Below are 20577 nucleotides of genomic sequence, written 5' to 3'. Positions count from 1 at the left end.
TCAATCACTTCGGTTTGTCGGGCGATGCGAGACTGGGCGACATGACCGGAAATGTCGGCACATGAACGTCGTCCGTCCTGCTGTCCCCCTCGACCAGGCCCGAGAGATCGCGGACACCTTCTTCGGCGTCCGAGGCGAGGTCAGGGAGGTCGGCAGCAACCAGGACCGCAACTTCGTCGTCGACGGCCGGTTCCTGCTGAAGGTCGCCAACGCCGGCTTCACCGACGCCGAACTCGACGCCCAGGACGCCGCCCTGCTCCACCTCAGGGACAGGATGAGCGTGCCCGAACCGCGGCCCGCCGTCGGCGGCGGATACGTGGCCCGGTTCGGCGACGGGTTGCGGGCGCGGCTGCTGACGTTCGTGCCGGGCACGCCCCTGATCGACCACGCCTATCTCGCGCCCGTGGTCGTCGCCCGGCTCGGCGACCTGGCCGGGCGGCTCGTGGCGAACCTGGCCGACCTCGACCATCCCGGGTTCGACCGCGTCTCCCAATGGGACCTGCGCCGGGCCCGGACCGAGATCGACCAGATGATCGGCTCGTTGTCGACCGGCCGGGACCTGGTGCGCCGGGCCGCCGACCAGGCCTGCGACCGGCTCGACGCCCTGGCCGGGAACCTGCGGACGCAGGCGATCCACGGCGACCTCACCGACGACAACGTGGTCTGCTCGATCGGTCCCGACGGGCGTCCGGTGCCCGAAGGGGTGATCGACTTCGGCGACCTCGGGCACGGCTGGATCGTCGGCGAACTGGCGGTGACCTGCGCGTCGCTGCTGCACCACGCGCCGGAACGGCCGCTCGCGATCCTCCCGACGGTGCGCGCCTTCCAGCGGGTGGTGCCGCTGACCGGCGACGAGCTGGCCGCGCTCTGGCCGGCGATCGTGGCGCGCACGGCGGTGCTGGTGGTCAGCGGGGTGCACCAGGCGCTGCTGGAGCCCGACAACGACTACGCGACCGAGCGGCAGGACGCCGAGTTCCGCGCCTTCGAGACCGCGCTCAGCCTGCCGTTCGAGGTGGCCGAGGCGGCGTTCCGGGAGACTCCCCCGGCCCGGTTCGCCGGAGCGCCGATCGTGCCGGTGCTGCCGGTGCGGGACCTGTCGGTGACCAGCGATCTGCCGGGCGGGGTGCTGGAGACGTACACGCCGGAAGAGGGCGTCGCCCACCGGGCCAGCGAACCTCGGCTGACCGAGACCCGGGTCCACTCCTTCGACGCGCCCGCGACGGTCCCGCTCGGCGTCGAGTCGCGGCTCCCGGCGGGCACCCCGGTGCACGCGCCGTTCGACGGCGACGTGCATCTGGGGGTGCTGCGGGGCGCCACCCTCGACCTGCGGCTGAGCGGGGTCGAGATGTGGGAGGGCCCGGTCCGCGCCGGCGACCAGATCGGCGCCGTCTCCGGTCCGGTCTACGCGACCCTGTGCTCAGTACGGGACCTTGAACCCCCGGCCTTCGTCACCCCCGAGGAGTCGGCCGCCTGGAGGGCGGTCTGCCCCGACCCCGGCGCCCTCTTCGGCATCGGCCCGGCCCCCGAACCGGCCGCCTTCTCCCGCGACGCCCTCGCCGACGTCCAGGAGCACTACTACGCCGACCCGCCCCGGATCGAGCGCGGCTGGCGGCAGCACCTCGTCGACGTGAACGGCCGCGCCTACCTCGACATGGTGAACAACGTCGCCGCGATCGGCCACGCCCACCCGCGCCTCACCGAGGCGGTGTCGAGGCAGCTCGCCCTGCTGAACACCAACTCGCGGTTCAACTACCGCGCCATCGCCGAGTTCTCCCGGCGGCTGGCCGACCTGGCCCCCGACCCGCTCGACACGGTGTTCCTGGTCAACAGCGGTTCCGAGGCGGTGGACCTCGCGCTGCGGCTGGTCCAGGTCGCCACCGGCCGCGAGGAGATGCTCTGCGTCGCCGAGGCCTACCACGGCTGGACGATGGCCTCCGACGCCGTCAGCACCTCCACGGCCGACAACCCCAACGCGATGGCGACCCGCCCGGCCTGGGTGCGCCCGGTCCCGGCCCCGCACCGCGACCCCGACGCGCTCGCCAAGGCCCTGGCCATGGTCGGCGAACCGGCGGGCTTCATCGCCGAGGCCTTCTACGGCAACGCGGGCGGCATCCCGCTGCCCGACGGCTACCTCGCCGCCCTCTACGCCGAGGTGCGCGCGAAGGGCGGTCTGTGCGTCGCCGACGAGGTCCAGGTCGGCTACGGCCGACTCGGCCGCCACTTCTGGGGCTTCGAGCAGCAGGGCGTCGTCCCCGACGTGATCACGATCGCCAAGGCCATGGGCAACGGCCATCCGCTGGGCGCGGTCATCACGACCAGGGAGATCGCCGAGACCTACCGCAGGGTCGGCTACTTCTTCTCCAGCGCCGGCGGCAGCCCGGTCAGCTGCGTCACCGGCATGACCGTGCTCGACGTCATCGAGGAGGAGGGCCTCCAGGCCAACGCCGCCCGGGTCGGCGACCGCCTGCGCGACCTCATGGAGGCGCTGGCCGCCGAACACCCGATCATCGGCGCGGTGCACGGCCTGGGCCTCTACATGGGCGTCGAGCTGAACCGGCCCGACGGCTCCCCGGCCACCGAGGAGACCTCGGCGATCTGCGAGCGCATGCTGGAGCTGGGCGTGGTCGTGCAGCCGACCGGCGACCACCTGAACATCCTGAAGATCAAGCCGCCGATGGTGCTGACGGAGGACAGCGCCGCGTTCTTCGCCGCCGCCCTGGCCCGCACCCTCGCGGAGGGTTGGTGAATCCCCTGGCAGGGGCACTGGACGGGGTATGAATCCCCGTCGCTGGCGCGCACTGGCCGTCTGTCTCGTCCCGGCGTTCATGACGCTGCTGGACGTCTCGATCGTCAACGTCGCGCTCCCCGACATCCAGGCGGGGATCGGCGCCAGCGACAGCGGCCTCCAGTGGGTGGTCTCCGGATACGCCCTCACCTTCGGCCTCGCCCTCATCCCCGGCGGGCGGCTGGGCGACGCGCGCAGCCGCCGGGCGGTGTTCATGTGGGGCGTCGTGTTGTTCACCGCCGCGAGCGCGGCCTGCGGCGCGGCCCAGAACGAGTGGTGGCTGATCATCGCCCGGCTGGTGCAGGGGGCCGCGGGAGCCCTGATGATGCCGCAGGTCAGCGGCTACATCCAGGAGATGTTCCAGGGGTCGGAGCGCGGCCGGGCCTTCGGCTACCTCGGCGCGGTGATCGGCCTGTCCACCGCCGTCGGCCCGCTGCTGGGCGGTGTGCTGATCCAGATCTTCGGCGAGGAGAACGGCTGGCGCTGGGTCTTCTACGTCAACCTGCCGATCGGCCTGCTGTCGTTGCCCTTCGCGCTGCGCATGCTGCCCGCCGAGAACCTGCGCCGCACGCTGAAGCCCGGCTTCGACCCGGTCGGCGTGCTGCTGCTGGCCACCGGGCTGCTGCTGGTCCTGCTGCCGTTCCTGCAGAACCAGCAGTGGCCGGGCGGGGCGAAGTGGCTGCTGGTCCCGGCCGGGATGGCCGTGCTGGCCGGGTTCGGGTGGTGGGAGCTGCGGGCGGCCCGGCGGATCGAGCCGCTGGTCCACATGGACCTGTTCCGGTCGCGGGCGTTCACCCTCGGCGGGCTGATCGGCGTGCTCTACTTCGCCGGGTTCACCGCGATCTTCTTCGTGTTCACCCTGTTCCTGCAGAACGGCCTGGGGTATTCGGCGCTGATGGCCGGCATCGCCTCGGTCCCGTTCGCGATCGGCTCGGGCATCGCCTCGGGGGTCAGCGGGCGGCTGGTGCACCGCTACGGCCGGGCCATGGTCGCGTGGGGGCTGTTCATCGTGGCCGTCGGGTTCGTGGCCACGATGCTGGCCGTGCACGAGGTCCCCGGGCGGCACGCCGGATGGGCGGCGGCCGGGCCGCTGCTGCTGTCGGGCATCGGCAGCGGGCTCGTCATCTCGCCCAACCAGACCCTCACGCTCAGCCACGTGCCGGTCAGGCGGGCGGGCAGCGCGGGGGGCGTGCTGCAGACCTGGCAGCGGATCGGGTCGGCGGCCGGGATCGCGGGCGTCGGCGCGGTCTACTTCGCCCACCTGGCGAGCTCGCGCGGCGACTGGGCGGAGAGCTTCCAGATCGCCATGCTCACCTCGGCCGGCTTCGTGGCGGCCGCGCTGCTCGTCGCCCTCTACGACCTGTTCGGGCCCGGCCGGTAGGTCAGCTCGACCACCCCCTGGCCGAACGGCCGCGTCTCGATCAGCCGCAGGTCCATCGTGAGGCCGGGCGGGAACAGCGGGGTGCCGCCCCCGACGACGACCGGGTTGAGGTAGAGCCGGTATTCGTCGATCAAGTCGTGGCGCATGAACTGCGCCATCAGGTTCGCCCCGCCGACCGCCATGCCGGCTCCCGAGGTGGCCTTCAGCTCCCTGACCCACTCGGGGTCGAACTTCCGCACCACCTCGGTGTTCCAGCGGCTCTCCTCCAGGGTGCGGGAGAAGACGTACTTCTTCTTGGAGAGCCAGATCTCGGCGAAGTCGGCGACCTCCCGGGAGGCCGCCGGGTCGTCGGCGGCGGTCGGCCAGTAGTCGGCCATCAGCTGGTGGGTGACCCGCCCGTCGATGAAGGCGCTCAGCGGAGCGAGCAGTTCGTTGAGGTGGCGGTGCAGCTCGGCGTCCACCCGGTGCCAGGAGATGTCCCGGCCCGGCCCTTCCATGTAGCCGTCGAGCGACACCGCCGAGGTGATCATGATCTTGCGCATTCCCCCAGGCTAGCTAGTGGGTCGCGTCGAGCGCCGCCCGCTGCTCTGCCGTCAGCACCAGGTCGACGGCCGCCAGGTTCTCCTCCAGCTGGGCCACCGACGAGGCGCCCGCCAGCGGGATGATCGGCACCTCGTGCCCCATCTGCCAGGCCAGCACGACCTGGTTCGCGGTCGCCCCGGTCTCGGTGGCGATCTCGCGGACCTTCGCGAGCCGGGCCTCCGTGCCGGGGTGCCGGAACTCGGGCGGGAACTCCTTGTCGGTCCGCGTGTAGCGGCCCGACATCAGCGGCGAGTAGGCCACCAGCACGAGCTCCCGCTCCTCCCTCATGTACGTCACCAGGTCGGGCCCCGCCGCCCCGAGGTTGCCGTCGCGGAACAGCGCGTCGGGGATGTCCACCCGGGGGCGGACGTAACTGTGGGCGTACTGGAGGATCTCGTAGCCGGGCAGCCCCCGCTGCCTGGCCAGGGCGCGGGCCCGCTCGACCCGCCAGGCGGCGTGGTTGCTGACGCCGAGCATGCCGACCAGCCCCTCGGCGACCAGGGCGGCGAAGCCCTCGACGGTCTCCTCGACCGGGGTGCGGTGGTCCTCGATGTGCGAGTAGAGGACGTCGATCCGGTCGAGGCCCATCCGCTCCATGCTGCGTTCGGCCGACTCGCGGATCACCTTCGCCGACAGCCCCTCGGCGTTGTCGGTGTAGCTCGTGCCGGGGGCCAGCGGCCGGGCGCCGACCTTGGTGGCGATCACGATCTCGTCGCCCACCCCCCGCGACCTGCGCCAGCGGCCGATCAGTTCCTCGCTGTGGCCGCCCTGGCTCCCGTCGGTCCAGAAGGCGTAGTTGCCCGAGGTGTCGATGAAGGTGCCGCCCGCCTCCACGAACCGGTCGAGGATCGCGAAACTGGTCGCCTCGTCGGTCACCGAGCCGAACAGCATCGCCCCCAGCGACAACACGCTCACCTCGCGCCGGGTCGCGGGCGTGGTGCCGATCGTGCGGTATCTCATGTGTTCCTCCCGTCGTCGCGACCGAGTGTGGGTGCTGGACCGCGCTCCAGGTCAAGCCGTTACGTCACGACAAATCCGGAAATGTCGGCAGGGGCAATTCCAGGAACTCCAACGTATTCGTCATGGGAAGACAACCTTTCCCCTATTCACGGCATCCTGTGGCGTGTTCCCTCGTCATTCGGAGTGCCCATGCCCCGCGTCGCCGTCGCAATTTCCGTCATATTAGTCATGTCGGGCCTGGGGTTATACGTCCTGTTTTGGACAGATAGCCGGACACCCTGCGAAGCCGCCGTCGAAATCGTCGCCCAGATTCAGAAGATTGATCCGAAAAGTCCGAATCTCGTCGACACGCTCAACACCATCGACGGCCTGGTGGCCGGTCGCCTCAGCGACGTGTCCGATCGCGCGAACCCCGTGCTCACCGCCGATCTGACGCGTCTGCGGACGGCGCTCAGGGGGGTCACGGCCGAGGATTTGAGCGATCCGGCCAGCGAAGTCCGCGAGACGATGACGAACGTCCTCTCATGTCAGAACGTCGGCGCTTTTCCTGCGCAATAGAAAGTCGTTTACGTTAGTTAGCTATGTCCAGCTTTTCGCTTTTTGGTACGCCGGGCACCCTACTCAACATTACGGAATCAATTCAGGTCCCGTAATTCGGATGCACGTACCAAAGAGCATGGACTGACATGACTTTTCAGGATAAAGGGCGCGAGCTCGGTCGCCGCGCCGTCCGCGGCGCCAAGGCGCTCGCCGTCGCCGTGGCGGCGAGCGGCCTGGTTCTCACCGGCGCCACCGGCGTCAGCGCCACCAGCTCCGTCGGCACCGGCGCGAGCATGCTCAGCGACAACATCGGCTGGGTCGACTGGAAGTACAAGGAGAAGCGGCCGCTGAAGCGCGTCAAGATCAAGGTGATCAAGCGCTTCCGCCACCACCACCACAGGCACCACCGCTTCTTCCACCGTCACCACCGCCAGCACTTCGTCCACCGTTCGCACCACCACTGTGACGACGGCCACCACCACGGCCACCACGGCCACCACGGCTGGGACGGCGACGGCGGCGGCTGGAGCGACGACGAGGGCGGCTGGGGCGCGACCGGTGGCTGGGGCGGCGACGGCGACTGGGGCCACGGCTTCCACGACCGCTGCAACCACCACCACCACGTGCACGAGCGGCACCACCACCGCCGGGACCACCACCGCTTCGAAGAGCACCACAAGCACCACAAGAAGAAGCACCGCCACCACCACGAAGAGGAAGACCACCACGGCCACCACCACGGCCACCACGAGCACGGTCACCACGAGCACGGCCACCACGGCCACCACGACCGCGGCTGGGACGACAACAACGACCGCGGCTGGGACAACGAGCCGAACGGCTGGGACAACAACCAGCAGGGCGGCTGGGACAACAACCAGCAGGGTGACTGGGACGACAACCGGCAGGGCGACTGGGACGACAACCAGCAGCCGCAGCAGCCGCAGCCGCAGGTCGCCACGCCGCAGGGTCCGCAGGGCGACCAGGGCGCGCTGGTTCCCGGCACTCAGCAGGGGGCCCAAAACCCTAACGTGCCCGTCAACTCCACGGCCCCGATGCGGGCACAGAGTGTGGCGGGGTGGCACGACGACCCGCGCTGGAAGAAGCCCGTCATCATCCGCGGCCCGCGTGGCCCGATGGGTCCGCGTGGCCCGATGGGACCGATGGGGCCCCGTGGCCCGTTCGGACCTTCGGGTCCGGTCGGTCCGCAGGGTCCGGCGGGACCGGCGGGTGGCCCGGCCGGCCCGGTTGGACCGCAGGGTCCTCAGGGCCCCGCGGGCCCGGCTGGACCTCAGGGTCCTGCGGGGACGAACGGTGCCCAGGGCCCGGCGGGCCCCTCGGGCCCGGCTGGACCGCAGGGTCCGGTCGGTCCCCAGGGTCCGATCGGTGAGACGGGTCTGATCGGCCCGGTCGGCCCGGTCGGCCCGGTCGGACCTGTGGGTCCGGCGGGTCCGGAGGGTGCCACCGGTCCGGCGGGCCCCGCTGGACCGCAGGGTACGCCCGGCACGCCTGGTGCGACCGGCCCGGCCGGTCCGGCGGGCCCCCAGGGTCCGATCGGGCCCGCGGGCCCGGGTGGCCCGGCGGGTGCTCCCGGTGAGACCGGCCCGGCCGGTCCGGCGGGTCCCCAGGGTCTGACCGGACCTGTGGGCCCGGTTGGTCCGGAAGGTCCGACCGGCCCGGCCGGTCCGGCGGGCCCCCAGGGTCTGGTTGGACCCGCGGGCCCGGCTGGTCCTGCTGGTCCGGCGGGTGCGACCGGCGCGACCGGTGCCACCGGTGCGACCGGCGCGACCGGCCCCGCCGGTCCGCAGGGTCCGGCAGGTCCGGCCGGTCCGCAGGGTCCGGCGGGACCTGGGGCGGGGACCGCGATTTCGCTGTCGCCGCTGCTCCTGGACACCCTCCAGGTGTCGGTCCGGCCCAACGGCGAGACGTGGATCCGCGACCCGCGGACGACGCCGATGTGGCACAACCTGTCCGGGCTGCCCGGCTACCCGGCCAACGTGCAGTCGGTGTCGTCAGAGGTCATCATCGACGCTCTGATCCCGTACCTGCACATCTCGGTTCAGACCACCACCGGTGACATTCACCGGACGATCTGCACCGTCGGTCTGCCCGTCCCGGTCGTCGGGGGCTACTTCGCTCCTGGTGACCCGCTGGGTCCGCCGGCCTACCCGGCGAACTGCACCGCGTGGACCAACCAGACGCCTCCGCTCCGCATGGCCACCTGAGTCTCCGACTTGGGTTCATGAGAGCTGACGGCTGAAGGCCAGGGGGCCGCGTATCCCTTCGGGGGTGCGCGGCCCTTCTGCGTACCCGGAACCTTCCACTAACATCGGGTGATTTCTGTCGCCTTCGGAGGGTTTCGGGTGTCCTACACGGCTACGCGCTGGGCCTGCTACACCGGCTACGTCACCCAGGCCATCGTGAACAACCTGGCCCCTCTGCTGTTCATCGTGTTCCAGACCGCCTACGGGCTGCCGCTCGAAATGCTCGGACGTCTGGTGCTGCTCAACTTCGGCGCCCAGTTGCTGACCGACGTCATCGCGGTGCGCTACGTCGACCGGCTCGGCTACCGGGGGCCGCTCGTGCTGGCCCACGTGATGTCGGCGGCCGGGCTGGTGCTGCTCGCGGTGGCGCCGTTCGTCGCGCCGACGCCGTACATCGGGTTGTGCGTCGCGGTGGTCGTCTACGCCATCGGCGGCGGGTTGCTGGAGGTGCTGGTCAGCCCGGTCGTGGACGCGCTGCCCGCGCCCCAGGAGGGCAAGGCGGCGGCGATGAGCCTGCTGCACTCCTTCTACTGCTGGGGACAGGTGGCGGTGGTCGCTGGGTCGACCCTGCTGCTGGCCGGGATCGGCCGCGAGGCCTGGTACGTGCTGCCGCTGATCTGGGCGCTGGTGCCGCTGGCGAACCTGGTGGCGTTCCTGCGGGTGCCGATGCCCGAGACCGTGCCCGACGCGCACCGCACCTCGCTCATGTCGCTGTTCCGGACGCCCGCGTTCATCGCCGCCATGGTGCTGATGCTGGCGGCGGGCGCGTCGGAGCTGACGATGTCGCAGTGGTCGTCGTTGTTCGCCGAGGAAGGGCTCGGGGCCTCGAAGGTCTGGGGCGACCTGGCCGGGCCGTGCCTCTTCGCGGTGCTGATGGGCGTCGGGCGCATCATCTACGGGTTGTTCGGGGAGAAGATCCCCCTGGTGCCGGCGATGGTCTTCTCGGGCGCGCTGGCGACGCTCTGCTACCTGCTCGCGAGCCTGTCGTCCAACCCCGTGCTGGCCTTCGTGGGCTGCGCGCTCTGCGGGTTCGCGGTGAGCCTGCTCTGGCCGGGCACCTTCAGCCTGGCGTCGGCGCGGTTCCCGCTCGGCGGCGCGGCGATGTTCGGCGTGCTGGCCGTCTTCGGCGACCTCGGCGCGGCGGTCGGACCGTGGACCACGGGCGCCGTGGCGGACGCGACCGGCGGGGGGCTGAGCACCGGCCTGCTGGCCGGAATCGCCTTTCCCGTGCTGGTCGTCGTGGTGTCTCTCGCCTACGGCGCCATGACTCACAAGTCGGTTCAGCGCATGTGACCGTACCGTGACGAGGCGGACTCTTGACGCTCGTCTATGTTAACGCTCACAGTCGACACGGCAGACCAAGCTTCACTCTGATTCCCGGCCGGGCAAATTGTGTGAGCGCTAACAAATACGGAAGGGACTTGGCCTTGTTCAAGAAGATCATGGCTCTGGTGGCGGTCGGCGTGCTCGCGACCGCGTGCGGCGGTGGCGGCGAGACGACGGCCGACGGCGGCGCCCCCGCTGCCAGCGGTGGCGGCGACTCGACGATCACCATGGGCTTCGCTCAGGTGGGCGCCGAGAGTGGCTGGCGCACCGCCAACACCAAGTCGGTGCAGGAGTCGGCCAAGGCGGCCGGGATCGACCTCAAGTTCTCCGACGCGCAGCAGAAGCAGGAGAACCAGATCAAGGCGATCCGGTCGTACATCCAGCAGAAGGTCGACGTCATCGCCTTCTCTCCGGTGGTCGAGTCCGGCTGGGACACCGTCCTCCAGGAGGCCAAAGCCGCGAACATCCCGGTCATCCTGACCGACCGCGCGGTCGACTCGGCCGACAAGACGCTGTACAAGACCTTCCTCGGGTCCGACTTCGTCGAAGAAGGCAAGAAGGCCGGCCAGTGGCTGGTCGAGCAGTACGCCTCCGAGACCGGCGACGTGAACATCGTCGAGCTCCAGGGCACCACCGGCTCGGCCCCCGCCAACGACCGCAAGTCGGGCTTCGCCGAGGTCATCGGCGCCGACCCCAAGTTCAAGGTGATCGCCTCCCAGAGCGGCGACTTCACCCGCGCCAAGGGCAAGGAGGTCATGGACGCCTTCCTGAAGGCCCACCCGGACATCGACGTGCTCTACGCGCACAACGACGACATGGGCCTGGGCGCCATCGAGGCGATCGAGGGCGCGGGCAAGGTGCCCGGCAAGGACATCAAGATCATCACGGTGGACGCCGTCAAGGACGGCATGCAGGCGCTCGCCGACGGAAAGATCAACTACATCGTCGAGTGCTCCCCGCTGCTCGGCCCGCAGCTGATGGACCTGGCCAAGAAGGTCCTCGCCGGTGAGACGGTGCCCGACCGGGTCGTCACCGAGGAGACCACCTTCACCCAGGAGCAGGCCAAGCAGGCCCTGCCGACCCGCCAGTACTAGGAGCCGGGGGCCGTCCCGCCCTGAGATCGGGACGGCCCCTTTTCCAATCGAAGGCCAGAAATTGAGGATGGCGCATGGCTGAAGCGATCCTGCGGATGACCGGGATCGGCAAGGAGTTCCCGGGCGTCCGGGCCCTGGACGGCGTGGACTTCCGGCTGCTGCCCGGTGAGGTGCACGCCCTCATGGGCGAGAACGGGGCCGGGAAGTCGACCCTGATCAAGGTGCTGACCGGCGTCTACTCGATCGACAGCGGAGAGATCGAGCTGGCCGGTGACCGGGTGGCCTTCACCGGCCCGCTGGAGGCCCAGAAGGCCGGCATCAGCACGGTCTACCAAGAGGTCAACCTCTGCCCGAACCTGTCGGTCGCCGAGAACGTCTTCATCGGGCGCGAGCCCCGCCGGTTCGGCCGCATCCGCTGGCGCGAGATGCGCCGCCGGGCCGCCGAACTGCTCACCCGGCTCGACCTGGCGATCGACGTCGCCAAGCCGCTGAGCCACTACTCGCTGGCGATCCAGCAGATGGTCGCCATCGCGCGGGCCATCGACGTGGACGCCCGGGTGCTCATCCTCGACGAGCCGACGTCCTCCCTCGACGCCGGCGAGGTCGCGCAGCTCTTCCGGGTGATGCGCCGCCTGAAGGAACAGGGCATCGCGATCCTGTTCGTGTCGCACTTCCTCGACCAGATCTACGAGATCGCCGACCGCATGACCATCCTGCGCAACGGCCGTCTCGTCGGCGAGTACGTCACCGCCGAACTCCCCCAGGTCGAACTGGTCGGCAAGATGATCGGCCGCGAGCTGGCCGAGCTGGAGCGCCTCGACGAACGCCCGCCGGCCCGCACCTCCGACACGCTCGTGGAGGCCACCGAGCTCGGCGGCCGGGTGGCGCCCTTCTCGCTGACCATCCGCGAGGGCGAGGTCGTCGGCCTGGCCGGACTGCTCGGCTCGGGCCGCACCGAGATCGCCCGGCTGCTGTTCGGCGCCGACCACGCCGCGACCGGCACCCTGCGCATCGGCGGCGACCAGGTCACCCTGCGCACCCCGCGCGGCGCGATGGCCCGGGGCGTGGCGTTCTGCTCGGAGAACCGGCGCGAAGAGGGCCTGATCCCGGAGCTGACCGTACGGGAGAACCTCATCCTGGCCCTGCAGGCCCGCCGCGGCTGGAGCCGCCCGGTGCCCCGCAAGAAGCAGGACGAACTGGTCGCCAAGTACATCAAGGCGCTGAACATCCGGCCGGACAACCCGGAGATGCTCATCAGGAACCTGTCCGGCGGCAACCAGCAGAAGGTGCTGCTGGCCCGCTGGCTCATCCTCGAACCGCGCCTGCTCATCCTCGACGAACCCACCCGCGGCATCGACGTCGGCGCCAAGGCCGAGATCCAGAAGCTGGTCGTCGAGCTCTCCGACGGCGGGATGGCCGTGTTGTTCATCTCCGCCGAGCTCGACGAGGTGCTGCGGCTCAGCCACAAGGTCGCCGTGCTCCGCGACCGGCGGCTGGTCGCCGAGTTGCCCAACGACGACACCCTGACGACGGACGTGCTCATGGAGACGATCGCGAGCGGGGGAGCGAAATGAAGCGCCTCGCCTGGCCGGCGGGCATCCTGGTCGCCCTCCTCCTGGTCAACCTGATCTTCACCGACCACTTCTTCCAGATCGAGATCAAGGACGGCCACCTCTACGGCAGCCTGATCGACATCTTCCGGTTCGGCGCCCCGCTCATCCTGGTGGCCCTGGGCATGACGCTGGTCATCGCGACCAAGGGCATCGACCTGTCGGTCGGCTCGGTGGTGGCCATCGCCGGCGCGATGGCGTGCCTGCAGATCAGCACCCTCCCGTCGCAGGACTCGATCGGCGGCGTCCTCGGCGCGATCGGCATCGCCCTCGGGCTGGCCGTCGCGCTGGGCGTCGGCAACGGCTTCCTGGTCGCGATCGTCGGCATCCAGCCGATCATCGCGACGCTGATCCTGATGGTCGCCGGACGCGGCCTGGCCCAGCTCATCACCGACGGCCAGATCATCACGATCAACAGCGACCCCTACAAGCTCATCGGTGGCGGCTACTGGCTGACGCTGCCGTTCGGCATCATCATCGTGGCCGTCGTGCTGGCGCTGATCGCCTTCGTCACCCGGCGGCTGGCGCTCGGCCTGCTGATCGAGTCGGTCGGCGGCAACGCCGAGGCGAGCCGCCTGTCGGGCATCCGGTCCCACGGCCTGCTGATCGTCGTGTACGCCTTCTGCGCCCTCTGCGCCGGCATCGCCGGCCTGATGATCAGCTCCAACGTGTCCAGCGCCGACGGCAACAACGCCGGCCTGTGGATCGAGCTCGACGCCATCCTGGCCGTCGTCATCGGCGGCACCTCGCTGGCCGGGGGCCGGTTCTCCCTCGGCGGCACGGTGCTGGGCGCTCTCATCATCCAGACCCTGACCACGACGATCTACTCCCTCGGCGTGCCGCCGGAGACGACGCTGCTGTTCAAGGCGCTCGTCGTGACGATCGTCTGCCTGCTCCAGTCGCCGGCGTTCCGGGCCAAGGTCTTCCGATCCCGTAGAAAACCGGCCCCGCCGACGGTGCCCGCCGGGGAGAAAGTGACGGTCCGCACGTGAAAACCCTGGCACTCCCGCGCCAGTTGCCCGGCCGGCTGCCGCGCAACTACCTGCCCGTCCTGGTCACCGGGGCGCTGTTCATCGCGATGTTCACCGCAGGCGGCATCCGCTACGAGGGCTTCGCGACCGGCCAGATCATCCTGAACGTCTTCATCGACAACGCGTTCCTGCTGGTCGTGGCCGTCGGCATGACCTTCGTCATCCTCACCGGGGGCATCGACCTGTCGGTCGGCTCGGTGGTGGCGCTGACCACGATGATCGCGGCCTCCCTGCTGCCGTCGACACCGTCCTTCCTGGTGATCCTGCTGGTCCTGGCGATCGGCGGGGTGCTCGGCGCGGCGATGGGCGCGATCATCCACTACTTCGAGATCCAGCCGTTCATCGTGACCCTCGCCGGGATGTTCCTGGCCCGGGGCCTGTGCTACACGATCGGCACCGACTCGATCCCGATCAACGACCCGACCTTCACGGCCATCGCGCAGACGCGCATCGACCTCGCCCCCGAGCTCTGGATCTCCCCCACGGTGCTGATCGCGCTGGCGGTGGTGCTCGTGGCGACGTACACGCTGCACTACACGCGCCTGGGGAGGAACGTCTACGCGGTCGGCGGCAACGAGCAGTCGGCGCTGCTCATGGGCCTTCCGGTGGCCCGGACCAAGATCGCCGTCTACACCATCAGCGGCCTGTGCTCCGCGCTCGGCGGCCTGCTGCTCTCGTTCTACATGCTCTCCGGCTACGGCCTGCACGCCGTCGGCATGGAGCTCGACGCCATCGCGGCGGTCGTCATCGGCGGCACGCTGCTGACCGGCGGCTCGGGCTACCTGCTCGGGACGGTTCTCGGTGTGCTCGTGCTCGGACTGATCCAGACGGTCATCAGCTTCGAGGGCACCCTCAGCTCGTGGTGGACCAAGATCGTTATCGGTCTCCTGCTCCTGGTCTTCATCCTTCTCCAGCGCCTCATTGTGACGACAGGAGTCTCGCGTGAACGATGACAGGTACGTGGTGGGAGTCGACTACGGCACCCTTTCCGGCCGGGCCGTGGTGGTCCGGGTGCGGGACGGGGCCGAGCTCGGCTCCGCCGTCCATGAATACGCCCAGGGGGTGATCTCCGGCCCTACCCCCGACTGGGCGCTCCAATCGCCCGACGACTGGCGCGACGTGCTGCGCATCGCCGTGCCCAAGGCGGTGGAGACGGCCGGGGTGGCACCGTCGGAGGTGATCGGCATCGCCACCGACTTCACCGCCTGCACGATCCTGCCCGCCCTGGCCGACGGGACGCCCCTCAGCGACCGCTACCCCGACCGGCCGCACGCCTGGCCCAAGTTGTGGAAGCACCACGCGGCCCAGTCCCACGCCGACCGGATCAACACCCTGGCCGCCGAGCGCGGCGAGCCGTGGTTGCCCCGGTACGGCGGCAAGATCTCCTCGGAATGGGCCTTCGCCAAGGGCCTCCAGCTCCTTGAGGAGGACCCGGAGCTCTACGCGCTGGCCGACCGCTGGATCGAGGCCGCCGACTGGATCATCTGGGAGCTCAGCGGCGTCGAGACCCGCAACGTCTGCACCGCCGGATACAAGGCCATCCACCAGGACGGCGCCTACCCCTCCGAGGAGTTCCTGGCCGCGCTGAACCCCGAGTTCGCCGGCTTCACCGCCAAGCTCGGTTCGGAGCTGGCGCCGCTGGGCGGACGGGCGGGCTCGTTGTCGGCCAAGGGCGCCGAGTGGACCGGGCTGCCCGAGGGCATCGCGGTCGCGGTCGGCAACGTCGACGCCCACGTGACGGCCGCCGCGGCCGACGCCGTGCGGCCCGGCCAGATGGTCGCGATCATGGGCACCTCGACGTGCCTGGTCATGAACGGGGAGAACCTGGCCGAGGTCCCCGGCATGTGCGGCGTGGTGCGCGACGGGATCGTTCCAGGCCTGTGGGGCTACGAGGCCGGGCAGTCGGCCGTCGGCGACATCTTCGCCTGGTTCGTCGACAACTACGTGCCCGCCTCCTACGTGGCCGACGCCGCCGAGGCGGGCGTCTCGGTCCACGAGCATCTGACGTCGCTGGCGGCCGGGCAGGCCGTCGGCGCGCACGGACTGGTCGCGCTCGACTGGTTCGGCGGCAACCGGTCGGTCCTCGTCGACCACGATCTTTCGGGAGTGGTCGTGGGTCAGACGTTGTCCACCAAGCCGGAGGAGGTCTACCGGGCGCTGCTGGAGTCGACCGCGTTCGGCTGCCGCGTCATCGTGGAGACCTTCGAGGCGTCCGGCGTGCCGGTCGACGAGCTCGTGGTCGCCGGCGGGCTGCTGAAGAACGCCTTCCTGATGCAGACCTACGCCGACGTGCTGCGCAAGCCGCTGTCGGTGATCGACTCCGACCAGGGCCCGGCGCTGGGCTCGGCCATCCACGCCGCGGTGGCGGCCGGGGCCTACCCCGACATCCCCTCGGCGGCGGCGGCGATGGGCAAGCGGATCGCGGACGCCTACACCCCCGACCCCGAGCGGGCCGCGGCCTACGACCGGCTCTACGCCGAATACCGCGTCCTGCACGACCACTTCGCCGACGGGGCCGTGCTCCACCGGCTGCGCGCGATCCGGAACGAGGCGTCCAAGTGAGGAAGACCGTCTGCGCCCTGCACGCGGAACTGGTCAGGTACGGCCTGGTCGCCTGGACGGCGGGGAACGTCTCCGGCCGGATCCCGGGCGAGGACCTGTTCGTCATCAAGCCCAGCGGCGTCTCCTACGACGACCTGACCCCCGAGTCGATGGTGGTCTGCGACCTCGACGGCAACCTGGTCGAGGGCGACTACGCGCCCTCCAGCGACACCGCCGCGCACGCCTACGTCTACCGCCACATGCCCGAGGTCGGCGGCGTGGTCCACACCCACTCCACCTACGCCTCCGCCTGGGCCGCCCGCGGCGAGGCGATCCCCTGCGTCCTGACGGCGATGGCCGACGAGTTCGGCGGCGAGATCCCCGTCGGCCCGTTCGCGCTGATCGGCGGCGACGACATCGGCCGCGGTCTCGTCGACACCCTGAAGGGCCACCGCTCCCCGGCGGTCCTGATGCAGAACCACGGGGTCTTCACCATCGGCGCCACCCCCAAGGCCGCCGTCAAGGCGGCCGTGATGTGCGAGGACGTCGCCCGGACCGTGCACGTCGCCCGCCAGCTCGGCTCCGTCATCCCCATCGAGCCGAAACACATCGACGCTCTGTACGACCGCTACCAGAACGTCTACGGACAGAGGAGTTCCAAGTGAAACTGTGGTTCCTGACCGGCAGCCAGTCCCTCTACGGAGACGAGACGCTTGCCCAGGTCGCCGACCAGTCGCGGGCGATCGCGACGGAGTTGGGCCACGCCCTGCCGTTCGACCTGGAGTGGAAGCCGGTCCTCCTCGACGCGACGTCCATCCGCAACGTGATGCTCGCCGCCAACGCCGACGACGAGTGCGGCGGCGTCATCGCCTGGATGCACACCTTCTCCCCCGCGAAGATGTGGATCGCCGGCCTGGACGCCCTGCGCAAGCCGCTGCTGCACCTGCACACGCAGGCCAACCGCGAGTTGCCGTGGGCGACCATCGACATGGACTTCATGAACCTGAACCAGGCCGCCCACGGCGACCGCGAGTTCGGCTACGTGCAGTCGCGCCTGGGGGTGGCCCGCAAGACCGTCACCGGTCACGTCTCCGACCCGGCGGTGGCCGAGCGGATCTCGGCGTGGGCGCGCGCGGCGGCCGGGCGGGCCGAGGTCGGCTCGCTGAAGCTGGCCCGGTTCGGCGACAACATGCGCGACGTGGCGGTGACCGAGGGCGACAAGGTCGAGGCCCAGCTCCGCTTCGGCGTCTCGGTGAACACCTACGGCGTGAACGACCTGGTCGCGGTGGTCGACGCCCAGTCCGACGCCGACGTGACCGCCCTGGTGAAGGAGTACGAGGAGCTCTACGACGTCGCCGCCGAACTGCGCAGCGAGGGCGCCCGGCACGACTCGCTGCGGTACGCCGCCCGCATCGAGCTGGGCCTGCGGACCTTCCTGACCGAGGGCGGCTTCAAGGCGTTCACCACCAACTTCGAGGACCTCGGCGGCCTGCGCCAGCTCCCCGGCCTGGCGGTGCAGCGCCTGATGGCCGACGGCTACGGCTTCGGCGGCGAGGGCGACTGGAAGACCTCGGTCCTGCTCAGGACGCTGAAGGCGATGGTGCCCGGGGGCGGCACCTCGTTCATGGAGGACTACACCTACCACCTGACGCCGAACGAGGAGCTGATCCTCGGCGCCCACATGCTGGAGGTCTGCCCGAGCATCGCCGCCGGGAAGCCGTCGTGCGAGATCCACCCGCTCGGCATCGGCGGCCGGGAGGACCCGGTCCGCCTGGTCTTCGACGCGGCCCCCGGCCCCGCGGTCGTCATCGGCCTGGCCGACATGGGCGAGCGCTTCCGCCTGATCGCCAACGAGATCGACGTGGTCGAGCCGCTGGAGGCCCTCCCCAACCTCCCGGTCGCCCGCGCCGTCTGGAAGCCCCGCCCCGACCTGCGCACCTCCTCGGAGTCGTGGCTGACCGCCGGGGCGCCGCACCACACGGTGTTGTCGGCGGCGGTGGGCACGGAGGAACTGCACGACTTCGCCGACATGCTGGGCGTGGAGCTCCTCCTGATCGACGCGAACACCACCATTCGCCAGTTCACCAAGGAACTGCGCTGGAACCAGGCCTACTACCGCCTGTCCCAGGGTTTCTGACAGACGAATGATGGCCCCGGCCCACCCACCCGGGACGGGGCCATCGTTCTCCCGGCGACCGACGTTTCCACCGGGCGACGAGCGAGTCTGTGGACAGCCGACGATCGCGCGTCGGCCTGGCAGCTTAGGTTGGGGGCATGCTGCTCCGTGAGCTGCAATATCTCGTCGCGCTGGCCCGCGAACGCCACTTCGCGCGCGCCGCCGAGGCCTGCCACGTCTCCCAGCCCTCGCTGTCGGCGGGCATCCGCCGCCTCGAAACCGACCTCGACGTCACCCTGGTCAGCAGGGGCCGCCGGTTCACCGGCCTGACCGAGGAGGGCGAGCGGGTGCTCCTGTGGGCCCACCGCATCCTCGCCGACCTCGACGGCCTGCGCGACGACCTCGACCAGATGCGGGCCGGCGTCTCCGGCACACTCCGGCTCGGCGCCATCCCCACCGCTCTCGCGGCCGCGTCACTGCTCACCACCCCCTTCTGCGCACGCCACCCGCACGCGCGCATCTCCCTGAGCAGCCTGTCGTCGCGGGAGATCCACCGGCGGCTGACCGACTTCGAGATCGACGCCGCCCTCACCTACCTCGACGGCGAGGACGGCGAGCGGGCCATCCCGCTCTACGAGGAGCGCTACCTGCTGCTCACCCCCGACGACGGCGAACTGGCCGACCGCCCGAGGGCCCGCTGGACGGAGGTGGCGGCGCTCCCGCTCTGCCTGCTCGGCCAGGAGATGCGCAACCGCCGCATCCTCGACGACCTGTTCCACGACGCCGGGGCGGCGGTGGTCCCGGCGATCGAAACCGACAGCGTGTCGGCCCTGTTCGCGCACGTCGCCACCCACCGCTGGTCGAGCGTGATCGCCCACGCGTGGCTGCACATGATCGGCGTCCCCGACGGCATGCGGATCATCCCGATGGAGACGCCGCCGAAGTCGCCCCAGATCGGGCTGGTCACCGCCGAGCGGTCACCGCAGCCGGTCGTGGTGCGGGCGCTGCTCGACGTCGCCCGCGGCCTGGACCTCCGCGTCACCCTCGACGCCACGCTCCGCAACCACCTGGCCCGATAGGCAGGGCCTATCGACGATAGGGACATACGCTTTGACCTGGTATAAAGCCGCCTCTTAGCTGGTCTTAGACCACCCCCCTGACGGACGAGAGGCGATAACCCATGGCCAAGGTCCTGTGTGTGCTCTACGACGACCCGGTCGACGGCTACCCGAAGGAATACGCGCGCGACGGATTGCCGGAACTGAGCGGCTATCCCGGCGGGCAGACCCTGCCGACCCCCTCGGCGATCGACTTCGCCCCCGGCGTGCTGCTCGGCAGCGTCTCGGGGGAGCTCGGTCTCCGCAAGTACCTGGAGGACAACGGCCACATGCTGGTCGTCACCTCCGACAAGGACGGCGTCGACTCGACGTTCGACCGCGAGCTGCCCGACGCCGACGTCGTGATCTCGCAGCCGTTCTGGCCGGCGTACATGACGCCGGAGCGGTTCGAGAAGGCGCGCAACCTCAAGCTGGTCATCACGGCCGGCATCGGGTCCGACCACACCGACCTCGACGCGGCCGTGGAAAAGGGCGTCACGGTCGCCGAGGTCACCTACTCCAACAGCATCAGCGTCGCCGAGCACGTCGTGATGATGATCCTGTCGCTGGTCCGGGACTACCTGCCCGCCTGGGAGGTCGTCAAGGAGGGCGGCTGGAACATCGCCGACGTCGTCAAGCGGTCGTACGACCTCGAGGGCATGCACGTCGGCACGGTCGCGGCGGGCCGCATCGGGCTGGCCGTGCTGAAGCGGCTGGCGCCGTTCGACGTCCACCTCCACTACACCGACCGCTACCGGCTGCCCCGTGAGGTCGAGGAGAGCCTCAACCTGACCTGGCACGAGAGCACCGCCGACATGGTCCCGGTGTGCGACGTCGTCACGATCAACGCGCCGCTCCACCCGGAGACCGAGGGGCTGTTCGGCGAGGAACTGCTGTCGACCATGAAGCGCGGGGCGTACCTGATCAACACCGCCCGCGCCCGCATCGCCGACCGCGACGCGATCGTGCGCGCCCTGCAGAGCGGTCAGCTCGCCGGCTACGCGGGCGACGTGTGGTACCCGCAGCCGGCGCCGCCCGACCACCCGTGGCGCACCATGCCGCACCACGGGATGACGCCGCACATGTCGGGCTCCTCGCTGTCGGCCCAGACCCGCTACGCGGCGGGCACGCGGGAGATCCTGGAGTGCTTCTTCGAGGGCCGGCCGATCCGTGAGGAGTACCTGATCGTCGAGGGCGGGCATCTCGCCGGGGCGGGCGCCCACTCGTACTCGACCAGGAAGTAGCTACAG

The 20577-nt window shown here is 70.3% G+C and carries 16 protein-coding genes; 14 read left to right on the top strand and 2 right to left on the bottom strand.

The window, feature by feature from the left end:
• Positions 1–61: 61 nt before the first annotated feature.
• The gene (locus GT755_RS19085) at positions 62–2746 is read left to right on the top strand and encodes an aminotransferase (protein ID WP_161481021.1); all 2685 of its coding nucleotides are present in this window, start codon (positions 62–64) and stop codon (positions 2744–2746) included.
• Between the two features lie 28 nt (positions 2747–2774).
• Positions 2775–4166, top strand: a complete 1392-nt coding sequence (locus GT755_RS19080; protein ID WP_161481020.1) for an MFS transporter — start codon at positions 2775–2777, stop codon at positions 4164–4166.
• On the opposite strand, the gene GT755_RS19075 is transcribed toward GT755_RS19080, so the two are convergent.
• Positions 4139–4708, bottom strand: coding sequence for a dihydrofolate reductase family protein (locus tag GT755_RS19075; RefSeq protein WP_161481019.1), 570 nt, complete (start codon positions 4706–4708; stop codon positions 4139–4141). The genes GT755_RS19080 and GT755_RS19075 overlap by 28 nt on opposite strands.
• A gap of 13 nt (positions 4709–4721) precedes the next feature.
• Entirely contained in the window at positions 4722–5708 is a 987-nt protein-coding gene (locus tag GT755_RS19070; protein WP_161481018.1) for an aldo/keto reductase, read from the bottom strand.
• 189 nt (positions 5709–5897) lie between these two features.
• Here GT755_RS19070 and GT755_RS19065 point away from each other — a divergent pair, with 189 nt between their 5' ends.
• The 12 genes from GT755_RS19065 (at position 5898) to GT755_RS19010 (ending at position 20571) form a co-directional block, all read left to right on the top strand.
• Complete coding sequence (locus GT755_RS19065) at positions 5898–6266, top strand: hypothetical protein (protein WP_161481017.1); 369 nt, start codon at positions 5898–5900, stop codon at positions 6264–6266.
• A gap of 128 nt (positions 6267–6394) precedes the next feature.
• Positions 6395–8473 (top strand): collagen-like domain-containing protein, encoded by a 2079-nt coding sequence (locus tag GT755_RS41190; RefSeq protein WP_328794413.1) that lies wholly within the window; start codon positions 6395–6397, stop codon positions 8471–8473.
• 138 nt (positions 8474–8611) lie between these two features.
• Entirely contained in the window at positions 8612–9805 is a 1194-nt protein-coding gene (locus GT755_RS19055; RefSeq protein ID WP_161481016.1) for an MFS transporter, read from the top strand.
• A gap of 134 nt (positions 9806–9939) precedes the next feature.
• Complete coding sequence (locus GT755_RS19050; RefSeq protein WP_202610200.1) at positions 9940–10932, top strand: ABC transporter substrate-binding protein; 993 nt, start codon at positions 9940–9942, stop codon at positions 10930–10932.
• A gap of 74 nt (positions 10933–11006) precedes the next feature.
• Positions 11007–12506, top strand: a complete 1500-nt coding sequence (locus tag GT755_RS19045; protein WP_161481015.1) for a sugar ABC transporter ATP-binding protein — start codon at positions 11007–11009, stop codon at positions 12504–12506.
• A complete protein-coding gene (locus GT755_RS19040; RefSeq protein WP_051760580.1) occupies positions 12503–13534 on the top strand; it encodes an ABC transporter permease in 1032 nt (343 codons plus the stop codon). Before GT755_RS19045 ends, GT755_RS19040 begins: the two co-directional genes overlap by 4 nt.
• Positions 13531–14526, top strand: a complete 996-nt coding sequence (yjfF, locus tag GT755_RS19035; RefSeq protein WP_328794412.1) for a galactofuranose ABC transporter, permease protein YjfF — start codon at positions 13531–13533, stop codon at positions 14524–14526. The genes GT755_RS19040 and yjfF overlap by 4 nt, the downstream gene beginning before the upstream one ends.
• Before the next feature lie 7 nt (positions 14527–14533).
• Positions 14534–16135: a ribulokinase gene (araB, locus tag GT755_RS19030; protein WP_161481209.1), complete on the top strand. Its 1602-nt coding sequence runs from the start codon at positions 14534–14536 to the stop codon at positions 16133–16135.
• A complete protein-coding gene (locus tag GT755_RS19025) occupies positions 16132–16779 on the top strand; it encodes an L-ribulose-5-phosphate 4-epimerase (protein ID WP_161481014.1) in 648 nt (215 codons plus the stop codon). The genes araB and GT755_RS19025 overlap by 4 nt, the downstream gene beginning before the upstream one ends.
• Entirely contained in the window at positions 16776–18251 is a 1476-nt protein-coding gene (gene araA / locus GT755_RS19020; protein ID WP_161481013.1) for an L-arabinose isomerase, read from the top strand. The genes GT755_RS19025 and araA overlap by 4 nt, the downstream gene beginning before the upstream one ends.
• Before the next feature lie 137 nt (positions 18252–18388).
• Positions 18389–19309: a LysR family transcriptional regulator gene (locus GT755_RS19015; protein ID WP_161481012.1), complete on the top strand. Its 921-nt coding sequence runs from the start codon at positions 18389–18391 to the stop codon at positions 19307–19309.
• A gap of 101 nt (positions 19310–19410) precedes the next feature.
• Positions 19411–20571: an NAD-dependent formate dehydrogenase gene (locus GT755_RS19010; RefSeq protein WP_161481011.1), complete on the top strand. Its 1161-nt coding sequence runs from the start codon at positions 19411–19413 to the stop codon at positions 20569–20571.
• Positions 20572–20577 lie beyond the last annotated feature (6 nt).

This window comes from Herbidospora solisilvae (assembly GCF_009901565.1).
GTDB lineage: Bacteria > Actinomycetota > Actinomycetes > Streptosporangiales > Streptosporangiaceae > Herbidospora > Herbidospora solisilvae.
Note: the sequence above shows the minus strand (reverse complement) of the source record. Positions and strands in the feature narration are given on the sequence as shown.